This window comes from Pseudoxanthomonas sp. PXM01 (assembly GCF_014851815.1).
Classification (GTDB): Bacteria; Pseudomonadota; Gammaproteobacteria; order Xanthomonadales; family Xanthomonadaceae; genus Pseudoxanthomonas_A.
This window is the reverse complement of record NZ_JACVAJ010000003.1, coordinates 396,735-414,404: the sequence shown is the minus strand read 5'-3', so window position 1 is coordinate 414,404 and position 17,670 is coordinate 396,735. Positions and strand designations below refer to the sequence as shown.

General features: G+C 68.1%; 13 protein-coding genes. 9 read left to right on the top strand and 4 right to left on the bottom strand.

Translation table 11 applies throughout. The features are described 5' to 3' along the window. The first annotated feature begins 81 nt into the window (after nucleotides 1-81). Nucleotides 82-870 carry a DeoR/GlpR family DNA-binding transcription regulator gene (locus IB230_RS18475; protein ID WP_192274324.1) on the top strand — a complete coding sequence of 263 codons (789 nt, stop codon included), beginning with the start codon at nucleotides 82-84 and terminating at the stop codon, nucleotides 868-870. Here the strand turns inward: IB230_RS18475 and IB230_RS18470 are convergent. Continuing rightward, on the bottom strand, nucleotides 867-1,988 hold the full coding sequence (locus IB230_RS18470; RefSeq protein ID WP_192274323.1) for an amidohydrolase family protein: 1,122 nt from the start codon (nucleotides 1,986-1,988) through the stop codon (nucleotides 867-869). The two genes, IB230_RS18475 and IB230_RS18470, sit on opposite strands and share 4 nt — an antisense overlap. An 85-nt stretch (nucleotides 1,989-2,073) precedes the next feature. On the opposite strand from IB230_RS18470, the gene IB230_RS18465 reads away from it, so the two are divergent. From IB230_RS18465 to IB230_RS18430, 8 genes are all read left to right on the top strand, one after another. Further along, nucleotides 2,074-4,158: a glycoside hydrolase family 36 protein gene (locus IB230_RS18465; RefSeq protein ID WP_192274322.1), complete on the top strand. Its 2,085-nt coding sequence runs from the start codon at nucleotides 2,074-2,076 to the stop codon at nucleotides 4,156-4,158. Continuing rightward, the gene (locus IB230_RS18460; RefSeq protein WP_192274321.1) at nucleotides 4,155-5,060 is read left to right on the top strand and encodes a DMT family transporter; all 906 of its coding nucleotides are present in this window, start codon (nucleotides 4,155-4,157) and stop codon (nucleotides 5,058-5,060) included. Before IB230_RS18465 ends, IB230_RS18460 begins: the two co-directional genes overlap by 4 nt. A 13-nt stretch (nucleotides 5,061-5,073) precedes the next feature. Further along, nucleotides 5,074-6,363 carry a D-tagatose-bisphosphate aldolase, class II, non-catalytic subunit gene (locus tag IB230_RS18455; RefSeq protein WP_192274320.1) on the top strand — a complete coding sequence of 430 codons (1,290 nt, stop codon included), beginning with the start codon at nucleotides 5,074-5,076 and terminating at the stop codon, nucleotides 6,361-6,363. Next, nucleotides 6,350-7,507, top strand: coding sequence for an SIS domain-containing protein (locus IB230_RS18450; protein ID WP_225589661.1), 1,158 nt, complete (start codon nucleotides 6,350-6,352; stop codon nucleotides 7,505-7,507). Before IB230_RS18455 ends, IB230_RS18450 begins: the two co-directional genes overlap by 14 nt. Continuing rightward, nucleotides 7,504-8,457 carry a BadF/BadG/BcrA/BcrD ATPase family protein gene (locus IB230_RS18445; RefSeq protein WP_192274318.1) on the top strand — a complete coding sequence of 318 codons (954 nt, stop codon included), beginning with the start codon at nucleotides 7,504-7,506 and terminating at the stop codon, nucleotides 8,455-8,457. Before IB230_RS18450 ends, IB230_RS18445 begins: the two co-directional genes overlap by 4 nt. A 217-nt stretch (nucleotides 8,458-8,674) precedes the next feature. Then, nucleotides 8,675-9,928 carry a hypothetical protein gene (locus IB230_RS18440; protein WP_192274317.1) on the top strand — a complete coding sequence of 418 codons (1,254 nt, stop codon included), beginning with the start codon at nucleotides 8,675-8,677 and terminating at the stop codon, nucleotides 9,926-9,928. Nucleotides 9,929-9,979: 51 nt separating this feature from the next. Further along, nucleotides 9,980-10,828, top strand: a complete 849-nt coding sequence (locus tag IB230_RS18435; protein WP_192274316.1) for a DUF2272 domain-containing protein — start codon at nucleotides 9,980-9,982, stop codon at nucleotides 10,826-10,828. Between the two features lie 46 nt (nucleotides 10,829-10,874). Beyond that, complete coding sequence (locus IB230_RS18430; RefSeq protein WP_192274315.1) at nucleotides 10,875-12,566, top strand: hypothetical protein; 1,692 nt, start codon at nucleotides 10,875-10,877, stop codon at nucleotides 12,564-12,566. Nucleotides 12,567-12,631: 65 nt separating this feature from the next. Here the strand turns inward: IB230_RS18430 and IB230_RS18425 are convergent, their stop codons facing one another. The 3 genes from IB230_RS18425 to IB230_RS18415 form a co-directional block, all read right to left on the bottom strand. Then, on the bottom strand, nucleotides 12,632-15,505 hold the full coding sequence (locus IB230_RS18425) for a serine/threonine-protein kinase (protein ID WP_192274314.1): 2,874 nt from the start codon (nucleotides 15,503-15,505) through the stop codon (nucleotides 12,632-12,634). Beyond that, nucleotides 15,502-16,053, bottom strand: coding sequence for an ECF-type sigma factor (locus IB230_RS18420; RefSeq protein WP_192274313.1), 552 nt, complete (start codon nucleotides 16,051-16,053; stop codon nucleotides 15,502-15,504). The genes IB230_RS18425 and IB230_RS18420 overlap by 4 nt, the downstream gene beginning before the upstream one ends. 167 nt (nucleotides 16,054-16,220) lie before the next feature. Further along, nucleotides 16,221-17,585: a glutamate--cysteine ligase gene (locus tag IB230_RS18415; RefSeq protein WP_192274312.1), complete on the bottom strand. Its 1,365-nt coding sequence runs from the start codon at nucleotides 17,583-17,585 to the stop codon at nucleotides 16,221-16,223. Nucleotides 17,586-17,670: the final 85 nt, after the last annotated feature.

Here is a 17,670-nt window from a genome sequence, read left to right as displayed (position 1 = left end):
GAGCCTATATCATGTTTCGTTTTGTATCAATAGCGAAATGTAACGAAATAATCCATACTGCTCGCGCTACAAGGAGGTCCCATGTCCGCCACCCGTGATACCAGCCAACGCCGCCTGCAGATCAGCGAGCTCGTGCGCCAGCACGGCAGCGTCCAGGTGGCCACGCTCGCCCGCCGGTTCGGGGTGAGCATGCAGACGGTGCGCAAGGACCTGCGCTACCTGGCCGAGCGCGGCGTGATGGCCCGCGCCTACGGCGGCGCGATCGACAGCAGCGTGGTCGGCACCAGCAGCAGCGCCAGCAGCGAGCCGCACTACGAAGCCAAGCGGACCTCCCACCTGGACGAAAAGCGGCGCATCGGCCAGCGCGCGGCCGCACTGGTCAAGGCCGGCGATACCATCGCCATCGACTCCGGCACCACCGCCATCCAGCTGGCCGAGTCGCTGCCGAACATCGACGTCACCGTGGTCACCAACGATTTCGGCGTCCTCGGCGCGCTGGCGCCCAAGAACAACATCAACATCGTCATGCTGGGCGGCGAGCTGCGCCGCAAGAACATGGCCTTCTACGGCGGCCTGACCGTCGAGGCGCTGGACGCCCTGCACGTGGACATGCTGTTCCTCGGCGTGGACGGCCTGGACCTGGAGCGCGGCATCACCACGCACTACGAGCCGGAAGCCATGCTCAACCGCAAGATGGTGGAAGCGGCGCGCGTGGTGGTGGCGATCACCGACAGCTCCAAGTTCGGCAAGATCTGCCTGCACCGCATCGTGCCGGTCGGCGACCTCAACGTGCTGATCACCGACCGCGGTGCGCCGAGCGACATCGTCCAGGCGGCCGAACAGCTCGGCTTCGAGATCATCCTCGCCTAGTTGCGCGACGCGGTGCCGAACACGCGCACGGCATTGCGGTAGTAGACCTTGTCGATGACCTCGCGCGGCAACGCCAGTCCGGGCACGTCGGCATCGAGCGTGTCCACGCGCTGCACCCCATCGGTCGCCAGATAGCGCCAGTCCGCGGTCCATACGGCGTGCGCCGCCGCCCGGAACTCGGCCGGCTCGGTATCCGGATTGACGGTCAGGTCGGTGCCGTAGAGCAGCCTGTCCTGGTAACGGATGAAGAAGCCGCGCACCTTCTCGCGGTCGCGCAACGACTGGTACTGCACCTGGCTCATGCGCGCGGCCAGATCGACGGTGGCGTCCGGGAACCGATCCAGGAACGCGCCCAGGCGATCGACGTCGTACTCCAGGCTGCCCATATGCGCCCCGACGAAGCGCAGTCCCGGATGCGCCGCGACGAAACGGTCGCGCGTGGCGATCTGGTCGTCGTAGCTGGGCTGATCCGGATGCAGGTACATGTGGTACTGCGGATGGTTGCGGAAGTACTCGCGATCGTTGTCCGTGGTCATCTGATCCAGCGGCAGCCAACAGTTGTGCGGTTCGCCCTGGTGGCCGATCAGCACCAGACCCAGCGAGCGCACCTGCTCCGCCACCGGCGACAGGCCGGGATGGTCGAGCATGATCAGCCGGCCGTCGGCGTCCTTCTCGATCATGCCGACGTTCTTCCAGATCTTCACCGCGCGCGCGCCTTCGGATTTCGCTTCTGCGAGACCGGCGTTGACGCGATCGGCCCAGCCGGGCTTGCCGAAGTCGTCCATCGAGAACGTCGCCGCCCAGTGCAGCCTCGCGGGATCGGCCTTGGCGAGCGCGATCGCCACGGCATGCTGGTCGGCGATGCTCGGGAAGTCCGGGTAGTCGACATTGATCGACATCAGCTCGAATCCGTCCTGGCGCGCCTGTTCCAGAAACGCCGGATGGTCGACGTTGGCGTGCACATGGGCGTCGAACTTGGGGACGCGCGCGAAATCGTCCATGCCATAGGGCGTCGACGACGGCTGCGCCAGACCACTGCCTGCCCAGCCCAGGACGGCGGCCGCGACCGCCACTTTCCACCGCTTGATCATCACGCTACCTGCACCGTAACGAAACATGAAACGAAACATATCGCAACAAAAGTGTTGCATCAACTCCATGGACTCGCGCACAATCGGTCGCACCTCAACCGGAATGCCGCCCATGCCACCCATTGGTCGCCGCACCGTCTTGAAGCTTGCCGTCGGCAGCGCCGCCCTGGCCGCCCTGCCCTGGATGCCGGGCCGCGCCCTGGCCGCCGGCAGCGCCGCCATGACGGCCCAGGATGCCCTGCTGTCGCTGACGTTCGATCGCGCCATGCGCACCCGCGTCGCCTACCGGGGCAAGACCCTGACACCGTTCCAGGCCAGCGAAGTGCTGCTGCTGAAGGACGGCGGCGCCATCGATACCTTTGCCTTCAGTGGCGAGGAGCGGCAAGGGGTGACCGACGCGCGCCATGGCGCCGGCCTGCGCCACGTCTTCACCGGCGTGTCGAAGCAGGGTATCGAGAAGCAGGTCGCCGTGACCTTCTTCGAACAGTCTCCCGGCCTGGCCCTGATGCAGGTGCGCTACCGCAACACCGGCTCGCAGCCAATCGACGTGGCCGGCTGGCGCTCGGCCGCGCACGAACTGGCCGATGCGCCCGGCGGTTTCTGGAGCTTCTCCGGCACCACGCACGAAGACCGCCGCGACTGGGTGCAGCCGCTCGACAACGACTTCGACCAGCGCAACACGCTGGGCATGGACGCCTCCGATTACGGCGGCGGTACGCCGGTCGCGAACATCTGGCGCCGCGACGTGGGCCTGGCCGTCGGCCATGTCGAGCCCGTGCCGCGCACGCTCGACCTGCCCGTGCGCAAGACCGGCAAGGGCGCCAGCATCGCCGTGGAAGGCGCGCAGGCGGTGACGCTGGCGCCGGGCCAGGCGCTCTCCACCGAACGCACCTTCCTGTGCGCGCACACCGGCGACCATTTCGCTCCGCTCGTCCTCTACCGCGACTTCATGAGGGCCGAAGGCATCGCTGCGCCGCGGGCGCCGGCCTCCGCCTTCGAATCCACCTGGTGCGCCTGGGGTTACGAGCGCGACTTCACCGTTGCGCAGATCCTGGCGACGCTGCCGAAGGTGCGCGAGGTCGGCTTCCAGTGGGCCGTGCTCGACGATGGCTGGCAGACCAACGAAGGCGACTGGCAGATCGACCGCAGGAAGTTCCCGCGCGGCGACGAGGACATGCGTGCATTCGTGAAGGCGGTGCGCGCCGAGGGCCTGCGCCCGCGCCTGTGGCTGGCGCCGCTGGCCGCCGATCCCGGCAGCGAAGTCCTCTACAAACACAGCGACATGCTGCTGCTCGACGAGTACGGCTCCTTCCAGAAGGTCAGCTGGTGGAATGCGCTGACCCAATGCCCGGCCTACCAGCCCACCATCGACTATTACGTCGCGCTGGTGAAGAAGGCCATTGGCGACTGGGGCTTCGAAGGCATCAAGCTCGACGGCCAGCACCTCAACGCGGTCGCGCCGTGCCACAACCCGGCGCACAAGCACGCCAGCCCGAACGATTCCTGCGAGAAGCTGCCCGACTTCTGGAACGCGATCTACAAGGCCGCGCACGATATCAATCCGGACGCCGTGGTCGAGCTGTGCCCGTGCGGCACCGCGTTCGCCTTCCACAACCTGCCGGCGACCGACCAGTTCCCCTCGTCCGATCCGTTGTCGTCCTGGCAGGTGCGCAGCAAGGGCAAGAGCGTCAAGGCACTGATGGGGCGCGGCAGCAGCTACGCGGGCGACCATGTGGAACTGGCCGATGGCCGCGACGATTTCGCCTCCAGCATCGGCATCGGCGCGGTGATCTCGTCCAAGTTCACCTGGCCGCGCGACACCGACAATCCGACCGCACCGCTGCCCGAAGGCGGTTACGTGCTGACGCCGGAAAAGGAAGTGCTGTGGAAGAAGTGGGTCGCGCTTTACCGCGAACATATGCTGCCGCTGGGCGACTATCGCGGCGAGCTGTACGACATCGGCTTCGATGCGCCGGAGACGCACGCCATCGCCAAGGATGGAGCGATGTACTACGCCTTCTATGCGAAGGACTGGAACGGCACACTGGAACTGCGCGGACTCGGTGAAGGCCGCTACCGCGTCCGCGACCTGTTCAACGGTACCGATCTCGGCACGGTCGATGCGAAGGCGAATGCGCTGCGCGCCGGCTTCAGCCGCTTCCTGCTGCTGCAGGCCACGCCGGAGGCCGCCGCATGAGTGCCGTCGACGCCGCACCGCGCCGCCGCTGGCTGGCCTATGCGCTGACGACCGTCGCGCTGTGGGGCGTGTGGGGCGCGCTGGCCGGCCTGTCGGCGCAGCGCGGCTTCCCCGACACGCTGGTGTACTGCGTGTGGTCGCTGACGATGGTGCCTCCTGCATTGTTCATCCTGTGGCGCACCGGCTGGCAGCTCGACCGCTCGCCGCGCGCGGTCGCCTACGGCCTGGCGATCGGCCTGCTCGGCGCCGGCGGACAGATGCTGCTGTTCAAGGCGCTGACCATCGGGCCGGCCTACTTCATCTTCCCGATCATCTCGCTGTCGCCGGTCATCACCATCGTGCTGTCGTTCGCGCTGCTGCGCGAGCGCACCGGCTGGATGGGCGCATTGGGCATCGTGCTGGCGCTGGTCGCGCTGCCGCTGCTCGACCTGTCGTTCGGCGGTGGCACGCAAGGCCTGGGCTGGTTCGCGCTGGCGCTGATCATCATGGCGGCGTGGGGCGTGCAGGCGTACTTCATGAAGCTGGCCAACCACACGGTCAGCGCCGAAAGCATCTTCTTCTACATGATGGTCGGTGCCCTGCTGCTGGCCCCGGTGGCATGGGCGATGACCGACTGGAGCCAGCCGATCAATACCGGCCTGGACGGTCCGTGGATGACCGCGGCGATCCAGGTCTTGAATGCGGTCGGCGCACTGATGCTGGTGTACGCCTTCCGCTACGGCAAGGCGATCGTCGTCGCGCCGCTCACCAATGCCGGCGCGCCGCTGGTGACGGCAGTGCTGTCGCTGGTGTTCGCCAGCGTAGTGCCGGGCCCCTTGAAGATGGTCGGCCTGGCGCTGGCCCTGATTGCCTCGCTGCTGCTGGTGCTGGAACCCGAACGCCCTACCCCGCACGACGCCTGACCGGAACGACCGCATGCATGCCCTGCTCGACCTCATCGCCCGCCACAAGCAAGGCCACGCCGTCGGCGTGACCTCGGTGTGCTCTGCACACCCGATCGTCATCGAGGCGACGCTGCGGCACGCCGCGGAGAACGCATCACCGCTGGTGCTGTTCGAGGCCACCTGCAACCAGGTCAACCAGGACGGCGGCTATACCGGCATGACGCCGGCGGATTTCGTCGCCTTCGTGCACGGCATCGCCGGGCGGACCGGCTTCGACACCGCGCGCATCGCGCTGGGCGGCGACCACCTGGGTCCGAATCCATGGACATCGCTCGACGCGGACGCGGCGATGGACAAGGCCGAGGTGATGGTGGCGGCGTACGTCGCGGCCGGCTTCCGCAAGATCCACCTCGACTGCTCGATGGCCTGCGCCGGCGATCCCACGCCGTTGCCGGAAAGCGAGATCGTGCGCCGTGCCGTGCGCCTGTGCTGTGCCGCGGAAGCAGCCTACGGCCAGGCAGGCGGCGAACCGCCGGTGTACGTGATCGGTACCGAAGTGCCGGTGCCGGGTGGCGCCACCGAAGCCATCGAGGGCCTGGAGACCACCACGCCAGCCGCAGCGCGCGCGACCATCGAGGCACACCGCGAAGCATTCCTTGCCGCCGGCCTCGGCCGCGCGTGGGAGCGCGTCATCGCCTCCGTCGTGCAGCCGGGTGTCGAGTTCGACCATCATGACGTCATCGACTATGCGCCCGACAAGGCGCGGACCCTGAGCGACGCCATCGTGCCGCTGCAGGGCATGGTGTACGAAGCGCATTCCACCGACTACCAGACGCGCGAGGCGCTGCAGGCGCTGGTGCGCGACCATTTCGCCATCCTCAAGGTCGGCCCCGGCCTGACCTTCGCGCTGCGCGAGGCGCTGTGGGCGCTCGATGCCATCGAACGCGACTGGATCGCGCCCGGCAAGCGCGCCAACCTGCGCGACGTTGCGTTGCAACGCATGCGCGAACAGCCGAAGCACTGGCAGCGGTATTACCACGCGGATGGCGATGCGTTGACGGTCGACCTGCAGTACAGCCTGAGCGACCGCATCCGCTATTACTGGCCCGATCCGGTGATCGAAGCGGCACGCGCGCGGCTGTTCGCCAACCTGCGCGACAACCCGCCGCCGCTGCCACTGATCAGCCAATACCTCCCCCACGCATTGCACGCCCTCCGCCACGACCGCGCGACGTCCGATCCGCAGTCGCTGGCGATGGCGCATGTCAGTGCCGTCCTGGACGACTACCATCATGCCTGCCATCCCCATGAAAACCCCTGACCACCTCGGCGTCCCCGAATCCGACCTCCAGGCCGGCGGCGCGCTGTGGACCGCGCGCGAGATCGAACAGCAACCGCTGATGCTGGAGCGCACGCACGCGCTTCTCGCGGGGCTGCAGGCGCAGATCGACGCGTTCGCCGGGCCCATCGCGCAGGATCCGCGCGCGCGCGTCATCCTGACCGGTGCAGGCACGTCGGCCTACATCGGCCAGTGCCTGGCACCCCTGCTCGACCGCCACCTGCCGGCGCGCGTCGACGCGGTGCCGACCACCGATATCGTCAGCGCACCGCACCTGCACCTCGATCCGGCACAGCCGCTGCTGCTGGTGTCGTTCGGCCGCTCCGGCAACAGTCCCGAGAGCCTCGCGACCGTCGCACTCGTCGAATCGATCGTCGCCGATGTGCGCCACCTCGTGGTCACCTGCAATCCCGAGGGCGCGCTCGGTCGCGCGCCTGCGCGCCATCTGCTGACCCTGCAGTTGCCCGAGGAAACGCACGACGCCAGCTTCGCGATGACCTCCAGCTTCAGCTGCATGATGTACGCCACGCTCGCCGCCTTCATCGGCACGCCCCGACTGGAATCGCGCATCCCGGCGATCAGTCGCGCCACCGCGCAGACCATCGACCACGCCGGCCCGACCACGCAGGCGCTCGCGCTGGCGGGCTACGAGCGCGTCGTCTACCTCGGCAGCGGCGTGATGCAGGGACTGGCGCGCGAGGCGGCGTTGAAACTGGGCGAACTCAGCAATGGCGCCGTGGCGACCTGCTACGACACGCCGCTCGGCTTCCGTCATGGCCCCAAGACCTTCCTGCAGGCGCGCACGCTGGTCGTCGTGTTCGTGTCCAACGATCCGTTGACGCGCCAGTACGACCATGACCTGGTCGATGAGCTGCGCGGCGATCGCGTGGCCGCGCGCGTCATCGAAGTCAGTGCGCAACCGCGGGCCGAGGCCACGGCCGACACCATCCCCGTGCCCTTCCTCGCCGAGGCCGACGACGTCGACCTGCTGTGGCCCTACGTCACGGTCGCCCAGATGTTCGCGTTCCACGTATCGCGCGCGCTCGGACTGTCGCCCGACAATCCGAACAAGCAGGGCACGGTGAACCGCGTCGTGCAGGGCGTGCGCCTGCATTCGGTGCCATGACCGGAAGCCTCTACCTGGGCGTCGACGGCGGCGGAACCAAGACCCGGTTCGCGCTGATGGACGACGACGGCCAGTTGGTGGCGCAGGCACAGACGGGCACCACCTACCACCCGGAAGTCGGCTTCGACGGCGTACAGCAGATCCTGTCGGACGGCATCGCCACCGTGCTGGGACAAGTGGCGGTGGCCGACGCGGGCGCGATCGCCTATGCGTTCTTCGGCCTGCCGGCGCATGGCGAGGATACCCATGCCACGGCGCGCCTTGATGCGATTCCGGCACAGATCCTCGGGCACGACCGCTACCGCTGCGACAACGACATGGTCTGCGGCTGGGCCGGATCCCTAGCCTGCGGCGACGGCATCAACATCGTCGCCGGCACAGGATCGATCGGCTACGGCCAGCGCCAGGGCGTGGACGCGCGCGGCGGCGGCTGGGGCGAAACATTCTCCGATGAAGGCTCAGCCTACTGGATCGCGGTGCAGGGGCTGAACGCGTATTCGCGGATGAGCGATGGGCGCCTGCCGAAAGGGCCGTTGCATGCCCTCGTCAACGAACGCCTCGAACTCGCGTCCGATCTGGACCTGTGCGCGCGCATCTATGGCCCCGGCGTGGGCACACGTGCCGAGATCGCGCAGATCTCGCGCATCGTCGCCGACGCTGCGCGACAAGCAGACGGTGCGGCGCTGGACATCTACGCGCGCGCCGGGCAGGAGCTGGCCGACATCGTGCTGGCGATCCGCCAGCGGCTCGCCTTCGACAGTGAAGAGCGCATCGCCGTGTCGTACTCCGGCGGGGCCTTCAGCGCGGGCGACCTGCTGATGGCGCCCTTCGCCGCCGCCCTGCAGGCCGCCTCGCCCCAGTTCACCCTGCAGACGCCGCTGCACGAGCCCCACTACGGGGCCGCCCTCTATGCGCGCCTACTCGCGCACCGGACCGTCCTCGCGGCCTGACGCCCGCGTCTGTTCCTGATTCCAGGCCCCTGATCCCGGCGTGCGTACGTGCCGCCGGCCGTTGCCCCGTGCGCGGGTATCGGCCGTCGCGATGCCATTCGTCAGCGCCTGAGCACCCGGTCCCGCTCCAGGACCGATCCCGGCTTTCCGCTGCGTGTCCCCTGTGGATGCGGTTCTTCGCATACCACCCCATCGCCTATCCCAGGAGCTGCACGCCATGCGCCGACCCCCGCTGAAACTCGCCCTCGCCACCGCGTTGATCATCGCGCTGCCCGCCAGCAGCGCGCCACCTGCCGGTCCGGAAACGCAGGTGTGGATCGACGTCGCCACCCATTCGATGGCCGGCATGCCCGACATGGGCATGCTCGGCGGGCTCGCGGGCAGGATGATGGGGGGCGAGAAGGGCCCGCAGGGGTATCCGCAGTCGCGCAACATCCCTGCCACCCAGGGGCACGTGCTGGACATCGCGATGCACAACCGCCTCAAGCCGGGCGTAGCCGCGGAGCAGGCGGTACCGGCGGGACTCGGCGTCGGCAAGGCGCTGGCACTGCAGCCCCCGCCGCCAGGCAAGAACGTGGAGGAACCGAGGGAGCACGAGGTCCGCGACATCGAAGTGACCATCCGCCAGTACTGGGGCTGCGGCACCACCGTGCGCCCGGGGCAGCCGAAGGTGATGACGCTCAAGATCAAGAACGGGCAGTTCCAGCAGGACGGCGCGATCGCGCCCGGCCTGTTCGTCCCGGACCGCGACATCGACGTCAATCCCAGCTACGCGTTGTGGCCCAACCTGAAGAACAACCGGCGCGTCGGCGAGCGTTCGTCGATGGTCGGCCAGCACCGCATCACCGGCGATGGCGTGCCGACCTCGCTGCAGTTCGAGCTGGGACAGAACGCGGACTTCATGCCGAAGATCGCGCTGCAGACGCGCGGCGAACTGACCGACAGCATCGGCCTGAGCTGGCAGCCGGTGGATCGCGCGAAAGCCTATTTCCTCAACGCGATCGCCATGCAGGACGAACGCAACTTCACCACATGGAGCAGCGCCGAGGTGGCCGGCGCCGGCCATGAGCTGGTCAACTACCTGACCGGTTCCTACATCGACCGGTGGCTGAAGCAGAAGGTGCTGCTCGCGCCCGGCACGACCAGCTGCGCAATCCCACAGGGCATCTTCAAGAACACCGCCAAGGGCGGTGAGCACGGCGGCTTCGCCTCGCTCAACATGATCGCTTACGGCCCCGAAACCAACATCACCTGGCCGCCGAAGCCCACGGACCCGAAGCAGCCGTGGGATCCGGAATGGAACGTGCGCGTGCGCACCAAGGCCACCACGGTGGCGATGCTGGGCATGGACTTCGGCGACATGGGCGGCATGCCTTCCGACGAAGGGGATGGCGACGGCAAGCAGGCCCCGGAGAAGAAGGAAGAAGGCGGCGCGAAGAAACTGCTGCGCGGCCTGATGCGGAACTTCTGACGCCCGCCACGGGCAGGCCGCGCCTGCCCGCACTGCCATGGATGACATCCCGTGAAGCTCACCCTGCTACTGCTGTTCGCCTGCTCCATCCTGCTGTCCGCGTTGCCGGCCAGCGCGACCGATCCCTGCCCGCAGCTGCGCACGCAACTGGCATCGACCGACGTCGCCACGCGCATCGCCGCGATCGCCTGCCAGGAGAACCACGCCTGGTTCCGTCCCTTCATCGATGCGGACGGCCGCGCCGGTGGACAGGCGGTGTACGAAGCGGAAAACGATGCCCTTGCTGATGGCGCGCAGGCATGGCGCAAGGTCGCGGCCTACTGGAACGGCAGCGGGCTGGGCAGTGGCTGCGGGCAGGCCGGCGCTGCGTGCCGCAGCTTCGTGGTCGACACGCCGTGGTCAGCCGCGTTCGTGTCGTGGGTGATGCGGCAGGCGCGGGTGCCCGGCTTCAGCGCGTCGTCCCGCCACGTGGATTACGTGCGGGCGGCACTGCGCCCGGGTGCCGGCCCTTACCGCCTTGTCGCACCGCAGGCCGCGGCACCGTCGCCGGGCGACATGCTGTGCTACGTGCGGGGTCAGACGCGCGCACTGGGTCATGCGGGCCTGGTGAACGTGCTGGATACGGGCGGCGCGGGACTGCCGATGCATTGCGACATCGTGGTGGCGGCGCAGGCCGGCATCGCATGGCTGGTCGGCGGCAACGTGCAACAGACGGTCGCGTTGAGGATGCTGCGGCTCGACGACGCCGGCCGCTTCGCCGACCTGCCCATGCGTGGCGCAGGCGACGCGCCCTGCAGTCCTGACGCACCCGCGCAATGCAACCTCAACCGGCAGGACTGGGCGGCCCTGTTGCAGCTCAGGACACCCGATGCGCCATCGCTGCTCGCTGGAACCCCCTGATCGCACAGGACGCCATGCGCACACCCACAGCCTCGGAGAACCGCAAGTGACGCCATCGAAACACGTTCGTGGGTTTGTACTGCTCGCGCTTGCCGGGCTGGCCCTTTCGCTGGCGTCATGCACGCAAGGCACCGACGACCCGACGACAGACACGTCGGTGGACTCGAGGATACCGACACAGGCGCAGCTCGACGCGTTCGTCGCCGAAGGACCGGAGCCTTCGCTGCAGGCACTACGCCCGCTCGACTACTGGCTGCATTACCGGCTGCTGCAGGCCACCGGGGTCGAAGAGGCGCTCGGTGGCGAGGCGCGGACCGTGGCCGCGCTCAAGGCGCTGGCGGAAGACTACGAACGACAGGCGCGCGGCACACAGGCGCAGGTCCCGAAGATGATCCCCGCCGCGTTCACCGGCGAAGGCATGTCGAGTGGCTTCCTTGGGCTGGGCATGGGCACTTTCGGCGGATTCATGACCGGCGGCCTGCTGTCCGGCATGGTCGCCGACGCCTCCGACGACAAGCTGGCCGAACTGGCGAAGGAAGGGCCCATCAAGCTCGGCGGCAAGGAAGGCGCTGCGCAGGTCACCATCGGTTCGGACGGCAGCATCAGCCAGGAGTACACGTACGAAGGCAAGATCGCCGACGGCCTGACCGGCAAGATCAAGATGAAGATGAAGATGGATGCCTGCCCGGATGCACAAGGCAAGGTGACGGTGGTGTCGGACGTCGACTCGTCCGTGCGCGTCACCGGCAAGGAGGGCACCGGGGGCTACGTCCACTCGAAGTTCGTCTACGAACGCTGGCTGGACGACGATGCCCAGCTGATGCAGGGGCCCGACGGATCGTCTTCGAAGATGGATCTGAGGATGGGCGGTTACGAGAACTACGCCTCGCAGCACGTCGACATCAGTGCCGGCTGGTCGCGTGGTGGTCGCGAGACCTTCGAGAACCGGGGGGAACAGGGTTTCAGTATCTTCCGGCCCGACGAGGTGCAGCGCACGCAGCAACTGATGCAGGGCGCGCAACTGATCCAGACCCTGTTCGCGGAAATGATGCTGCGCGGCTCAGGCAAACAGACGCCGTGGGAAAGCGGTCGCTGCGTGGAGCTCAAGGCCACCAGCACTCCCGCCAAGCGCAAAGGCGCCAAGCCCTCCACCCACTATCAAGTGGACGCGATGCCGCGCGCCAAGTCCGACGGCGCGCCGGCAGGCGGCACCGTGACGGCCACGTTGAGCGGCGGTTCCAGCCTGGAGCCGGCGAGCGGCAAGGTGCCGGCCGATGCGAAGTACGCCTACACGGGTCCGGCGAACAAGGACGAGGCCGCCACGATCAAGTTCGAGGCCCGCAGCAAGCGCGGCGTGGGACGGGCGACGTTGGAGTTCGATACCAAGGAGATGCATGCATACCGCATCACGGTGTTTCCCGGGTGTTCCGGCGTCAGCGGCAAGGACGTCTGCGACCTGGCAAAGCCGTTCTCCATCCAGGGCGTCGGCTGCGGAGGTGGCGTCACCAGCGGCATGACGTTCACCCCGTCGGGCAACGCCGCGGGGAAGATGCACTGGAAGACCGGGGTCGGCGTGATCAGCGCCGACTTCAGCGGCACCTACACCGTGGAGGAGGGAGAAGAGGTGGGCTACCTGCACACCACGCTCACCGGCTGCGCGATGGGGCCCGGCGCGAAGGCATGCGGCGGCACCGGGCCGAGCATCACGATGACGCGGATCGAGACATGCGAGGACTGATCCACTGCAGGCGCGACGGACCGCATCGCTTGATCAGCTCTCGCTGACGTCCGTCCACCACCCCGTCACAGGCGCGTCGACAGCGCCTCTGCCTCGATGCGGTTGCGTTCGCCGGGGAGCAAGGCTTCCCGCATCACCGGCAGCGCCTCGTCCAGCAGCCGGCGCGCTTCCTTCCTGTCGCCGCGCGAGGCGACATCATCCGCCAAGGTCGCGCGGGCGATCGCCACGTCGACGTCGCTGGCGCTGGCCTGCAGGCGCTTGAGCGCCTCGCGCTGGTGCCGCTCGGCGGATGCCGCGTCGCCGCGCAGGCGGTCGAGGGTGGCTTCCATGGCGAAGAAGTAACCGAACTGCTCGTGGCTGTCGGCCATGCCGCGCTGTGTCATGCGCGCACGCAGCTCCGCCAGCAATGCTGCGCCACGGGCGGTGTCGCGCGTGCGCAGATGCAGGTTCAGCTGGTCGCCGAGCACCTGCGCATACTCGTCCGATGCGTCGCCATCCAGGCGCTGTGCGCGCGTGCGCAGATCCTCCAAGCGCGAGGCGGCCTCCTCGAAGGCGCCGTTGGCCACCAGCGCGCGTGCATGCACGCGCTCGATCGTGCGACGGAAGTTGTCGTCGGGAGAGACGCCCGCCTCGTCCAATCGGGCGATGCCTCGCTTCGAGCGCGCCAGCGCTGCTGCGTAATCGCCATACATGATGTCGATGGTGGCGATGTTGGATAGCGACATCGCCAGGTTGCGCGGACCCTCGCCGCGCTGGCTGGAAAACGTGTAGCTCCTGTCCGTGGCTTCCCGTGCCTCTCGATAGCGCCCCTGACCCAGCAGTGTTTCCGCCAGCGTCTGGTACCACACCGTCGCGCTGGTGCCGCCGTAGCCGCCGGTCTTCTCGGCGTCGGCGATGGCCTGCCGGACCACGCGTTCCGCGTCGGCGGGCTTGCCTTCCAGTATCAGTCCGGACACCAGGCCCCGGACCAGCGTACGGCGCGCCGGCGAATCCGCAGCGATGCCGTTTGCGTCCGCGTACGCCAAGCCCTCTCGGCTCACCGACAACAGGCGATGCCGGTCATTCTGAAAATTCGCCGCGGTGCTGAGGTCCGAATAGATGTCCAGTACCACTTCCACCGGCGGAGACGGCATGCGCTTGGCAAAGGCGAGGGAGGATTCGGCCCGCTTGCGGCACCATTCCAGGCCGTACTTCTCCACATGGCCCAGCGTCAGGTGCGCCATGGCCCGCAGCTGCTGCTCGGGATCGTCTGGGGCGAAGCGCTGGCGCAGGGCCACCGCGTGGTCGGCCGCCGCCAGGGACTCGGCATTGCGCTCCAGATCCCCCAGCGCATCGGAGTACGTCACCCAATCCTCGGCCAGCGCGAGCGCTTCTTCGCGCGTCTCCGGCACCACGCCCTTCAGCCCGGCCGCGGACAGCTCCACCGCCTGCTGCTCGTCGCCTATCGAACGGTAGAGTCGTCCCAGCATCCGCTGCATCGACTGCCTCACGCCGGGCTCGAGTGCGCGTCGGTCGAGCTTGGCGCGCGCCTGGTCGAGCAGCTGGCGCACGCTGACCTCGGTACTCATCGCCTGTTCTGGCGCCGCCGCGGTGAGCGTGTCGGCAAGGAATGTCAGCGTCGCGCGTGCATTCTCCGATTCGCGCTCGGCAATGCGCGCCTGCGCGCGCGCTTCGTGTGCCTGCCACAGCGCCACGCCGGTCCCGGCGAGCAACGCCACCGCGACGACACTGGCCGCGGTGGCGAGGCCCCGGTTGCGCCGCAGCCAGAGCCTCGCACGATCGGTGCGGGACAGCGATACCGCACTGATCGGACGGTCATCGAGCCATGCGCGCAGGTCGTTCGCCAGTACGTCCGCCGAGGCATAGCGCGCTTCGGGATCGCGGCGCAGGCAGGCTTGCACCACTTGCGCGAGGCTGCCACGCAGCGCGCGCGCCAGTGATGCGGGGCTGTGCCCGCCGCGATGCGCGGCCTGCTCCTGGCTGGCCTGCGACGCCGCCCGCGTCAGCGGTTCGGGATCGCGATCGAGCTGCTGCAGCTGGTGCGCCACCGGTGTTTCCCGCGTGACGCCGAACGGATGCGCGCCCGACAGCAGCCGGTGCAGCACCACGCCCAGCTGCCACAGGTCGGTGGCGGTGGTGATGGGTGCATCGAGCAGCTGTTCGGGCGATGCGTACTCGAACGTCAGCGCGCGATCAAGCGTAACCGTGTGCTGCTTCTCCGCCAGCTCCTTGGCGATGCCGAAGTCCAGCAGCTTCACCCGGCCATCGCCGTCGACCAGCAGGTTGGACGGCTTCAGGTCGCGATGCACCACCAGGTTGCGGTGGGCGTGGCGCACGGCATCGACCACCTGCAGGAACAGCACGATGCGTTGGCGCAGGCCGAGTTGCCTCTCGTCGCACCAGCGGTCGATCGGCTGGCCGTCGACCAGTTCCATCACGAACCACGGGTCGCCTTCGCTGCTGATGCCACCGTCCAGCAGGGTGGCGATGTTCGGATGACGCAACCGCGCCAGGATCTGCCGCTCGCGCAGGAAGCGTTCGCGTGCCGCCTGCGAATCGGTACCGGCACGTATCAGCTTCAACGCAGCACGCTGCGTATACGCACCATCGTCACGATCGACGCGGTACACCGCGCCCATGCCGCCATGGCCGAGGATGCCGGTGATGCGCCATGGACCGATGCTGCGGCCGACCAGCGCATCGCGCGCCACGTCGCCGTGCTCGTCGCGGAAGGCCTTGCCCCACGCGAGCGCGTCGCCGGCGAACGGTTCCGTGCAACTGGCGTCCGCCGCCAGCAGTCCATCGACCGCGGTACGCAGGGCGGCATCGTCGCCGCACGCATGGGCCAGCCAGGCAGGCCGTTCCGCGGGCGCGATCTCGACGGCCTCGCGGAACAGGGCCAACGCCCGCCGCCTGCGTTCGAGATCGGAATCGCTCACTTGCCCAGTTCCGCCAGCAGGAAGGCGCGCGCCGTGCGCCAGTCCCGACGTACCGTGCGCTCGCTGATGCCCAGCATCTGCGCGATCTCCGTTTCCTCGTAGCCGCCGAAGTAGCGCAGCTCGACGATCTGCGCCGCGCGTGCGTCGGCCTGCTGCAGCGCGTCGAGCAGCTCGTCCAGCGCCAACACCTCGACCACGGCGCGCTCGTCGCCCCCGAGCCGCGCCGTGAGCGTCAGGGCGTCCACGCCGCCACCGCGCTTCTGCGCCTGGGCGATGCGGGCATGGTCCACCAGCACCTGCCGCATCGCACGCGCCGACATCGCCAGCAGGTGCGCGCGGTCATTGGCGGCCAGGCGCTCGCCGGTCGCCATCTTCAGATAGGTTTCGTGCACCAGCACGGTGGTGTCGAGATTGTCGTGGTGCCGGCGCAGCTGCAGGTGCGCGGCCCGCTTGAGTTCGTCGTACAGGCTGGCGAACACGGCGTCCGCAGCGCGGACATCGCCTTCGCGTGCGCGCTTGAGCAGTTGGGTTACGGGAACCTGATCCATGCGTCGCTCGCCGGCTACGCCACGCGCCACGACGGCGCTCCGCGCCGTCTCCCCCTGTCACCGGACAGCAGGTCTCCCTGCGAGCCGGTCCATCGCTGACATGAACGCAAAGATCCCGGGAGCGAGGACAGGCGTGCCCGGCCCCATCTCCGCGCCCCGATTTGGTGCTAGTAAGCGAACTCGCGGAACACGCGGTCGATGTCGCCGTTCCATTCGCCATGGAACAGCGCGAGCTTGCGCTCGGCCGGCGTCTCGTTCGCCTCGACGATCTCGACCAGCGCATCGAGGAAGCCGCTTTCATCCACACCCTTGCTGTTGAGACGCGCACGACGCTGCAGGCCGCCGATGGCGATCTTCACCGCCTCGCGGGCGAGATCGCGCACGGTGCCGCCGCGGAACGGCAGCTTCAGCGCATGCTTCGGCACGCCGTCGCGCAGGGCGTGGCGTTCTTCCAGCGAGAAATCCTTGACCAGGTCCCAGGCCGCATCGAGCGCGGCATCGTCGTACAGCAGGCCCACCCAGAACGCAGGTAGCGCGCACAGCCGGTTCCACGGGCCACCGTCGGCGCCACGCATTTCCAGGAACTTCTTCATCCGCACTTCGGGGAACGCGGTGGTCAGGTGGTCGGACCAGTCGCGCAGCGTCGGCAGCTCGCCCGGCAGCACATCGAGTTCGCCGCGCAGGAACTTGCGGAACGACTTGCCGCTGGCGTCGTGATAGATGCCGTCGCGGTAGGAGAAGTACATCGGCACGTCGAGGATGTAGTCGACGTAGCGCTCGTAGCCGAAGCCTTCTTCGAACACGAAGTCGAGCATGCCGGTGCGGTCGCCGTCCGTGTCGGTCCAGATGTGCGAGCGGTAGCTCTGGTAACCGTTAGGCTTGCCTTCGGTGAACGGCGAGTCGGCGAACAGCGCGGTGGCGATCGGCTGCAGCGCCAGCGACACGCGGAACTTCTTCACCATGTCCGCTTCGCTGGAATAATCCAGGTTGACCTGCACCGTGCAGGTGCGCGTCATCATGTCCAGGCCGAGCTGGCCGACCTTGGGCATGTACGACTTCATGATCTGGTAGCGGCCCTTCGGCATCCACGGCATCTCGTCGCGGCGCCACTTGGGCTGGAACCCCATGCCGAGGAAGCCGAGCTGCAGTTCGTCGGCGACCTGCTTCACTTCCTTCAGGTGGCTGCCGACTTCCACGCAGGTCTGGTGGATGGTCTCCACCGCCGCGCCCGACAGCTCGAGCTGGCCAGCCGGCTCGAGCGTGACCGACGCGCCGTCCTTGGTCAGCGCGATCACGTGCCCCTTCTCCTCGACCGGTTCCCAGCCGAAGCGGGTCAGCCCTTTCAGCAACGCCTCGATGCCGCGGTCGCCGTCGAAGGTCGGCGGCCGCAGGTCGTCGAGGCGGAAACCGAACTTCTCGTGCTCAGTGCCGATACGCCAGTCCTGTACCGGCTTTTCGCCGGAAGCGATGTAGTCGACCAGCTGGGTACGGTCGGTGATCAGCGTGTCGGCGACGTGGCTGGGGCTGGACAAGGGCAGGGCTCGCAAGGGGAGTGCGGCGCCGACGGGTGGCGCCGCAAGGGCGGCACTATAACGTGACCACCCTCACGCGTTCATC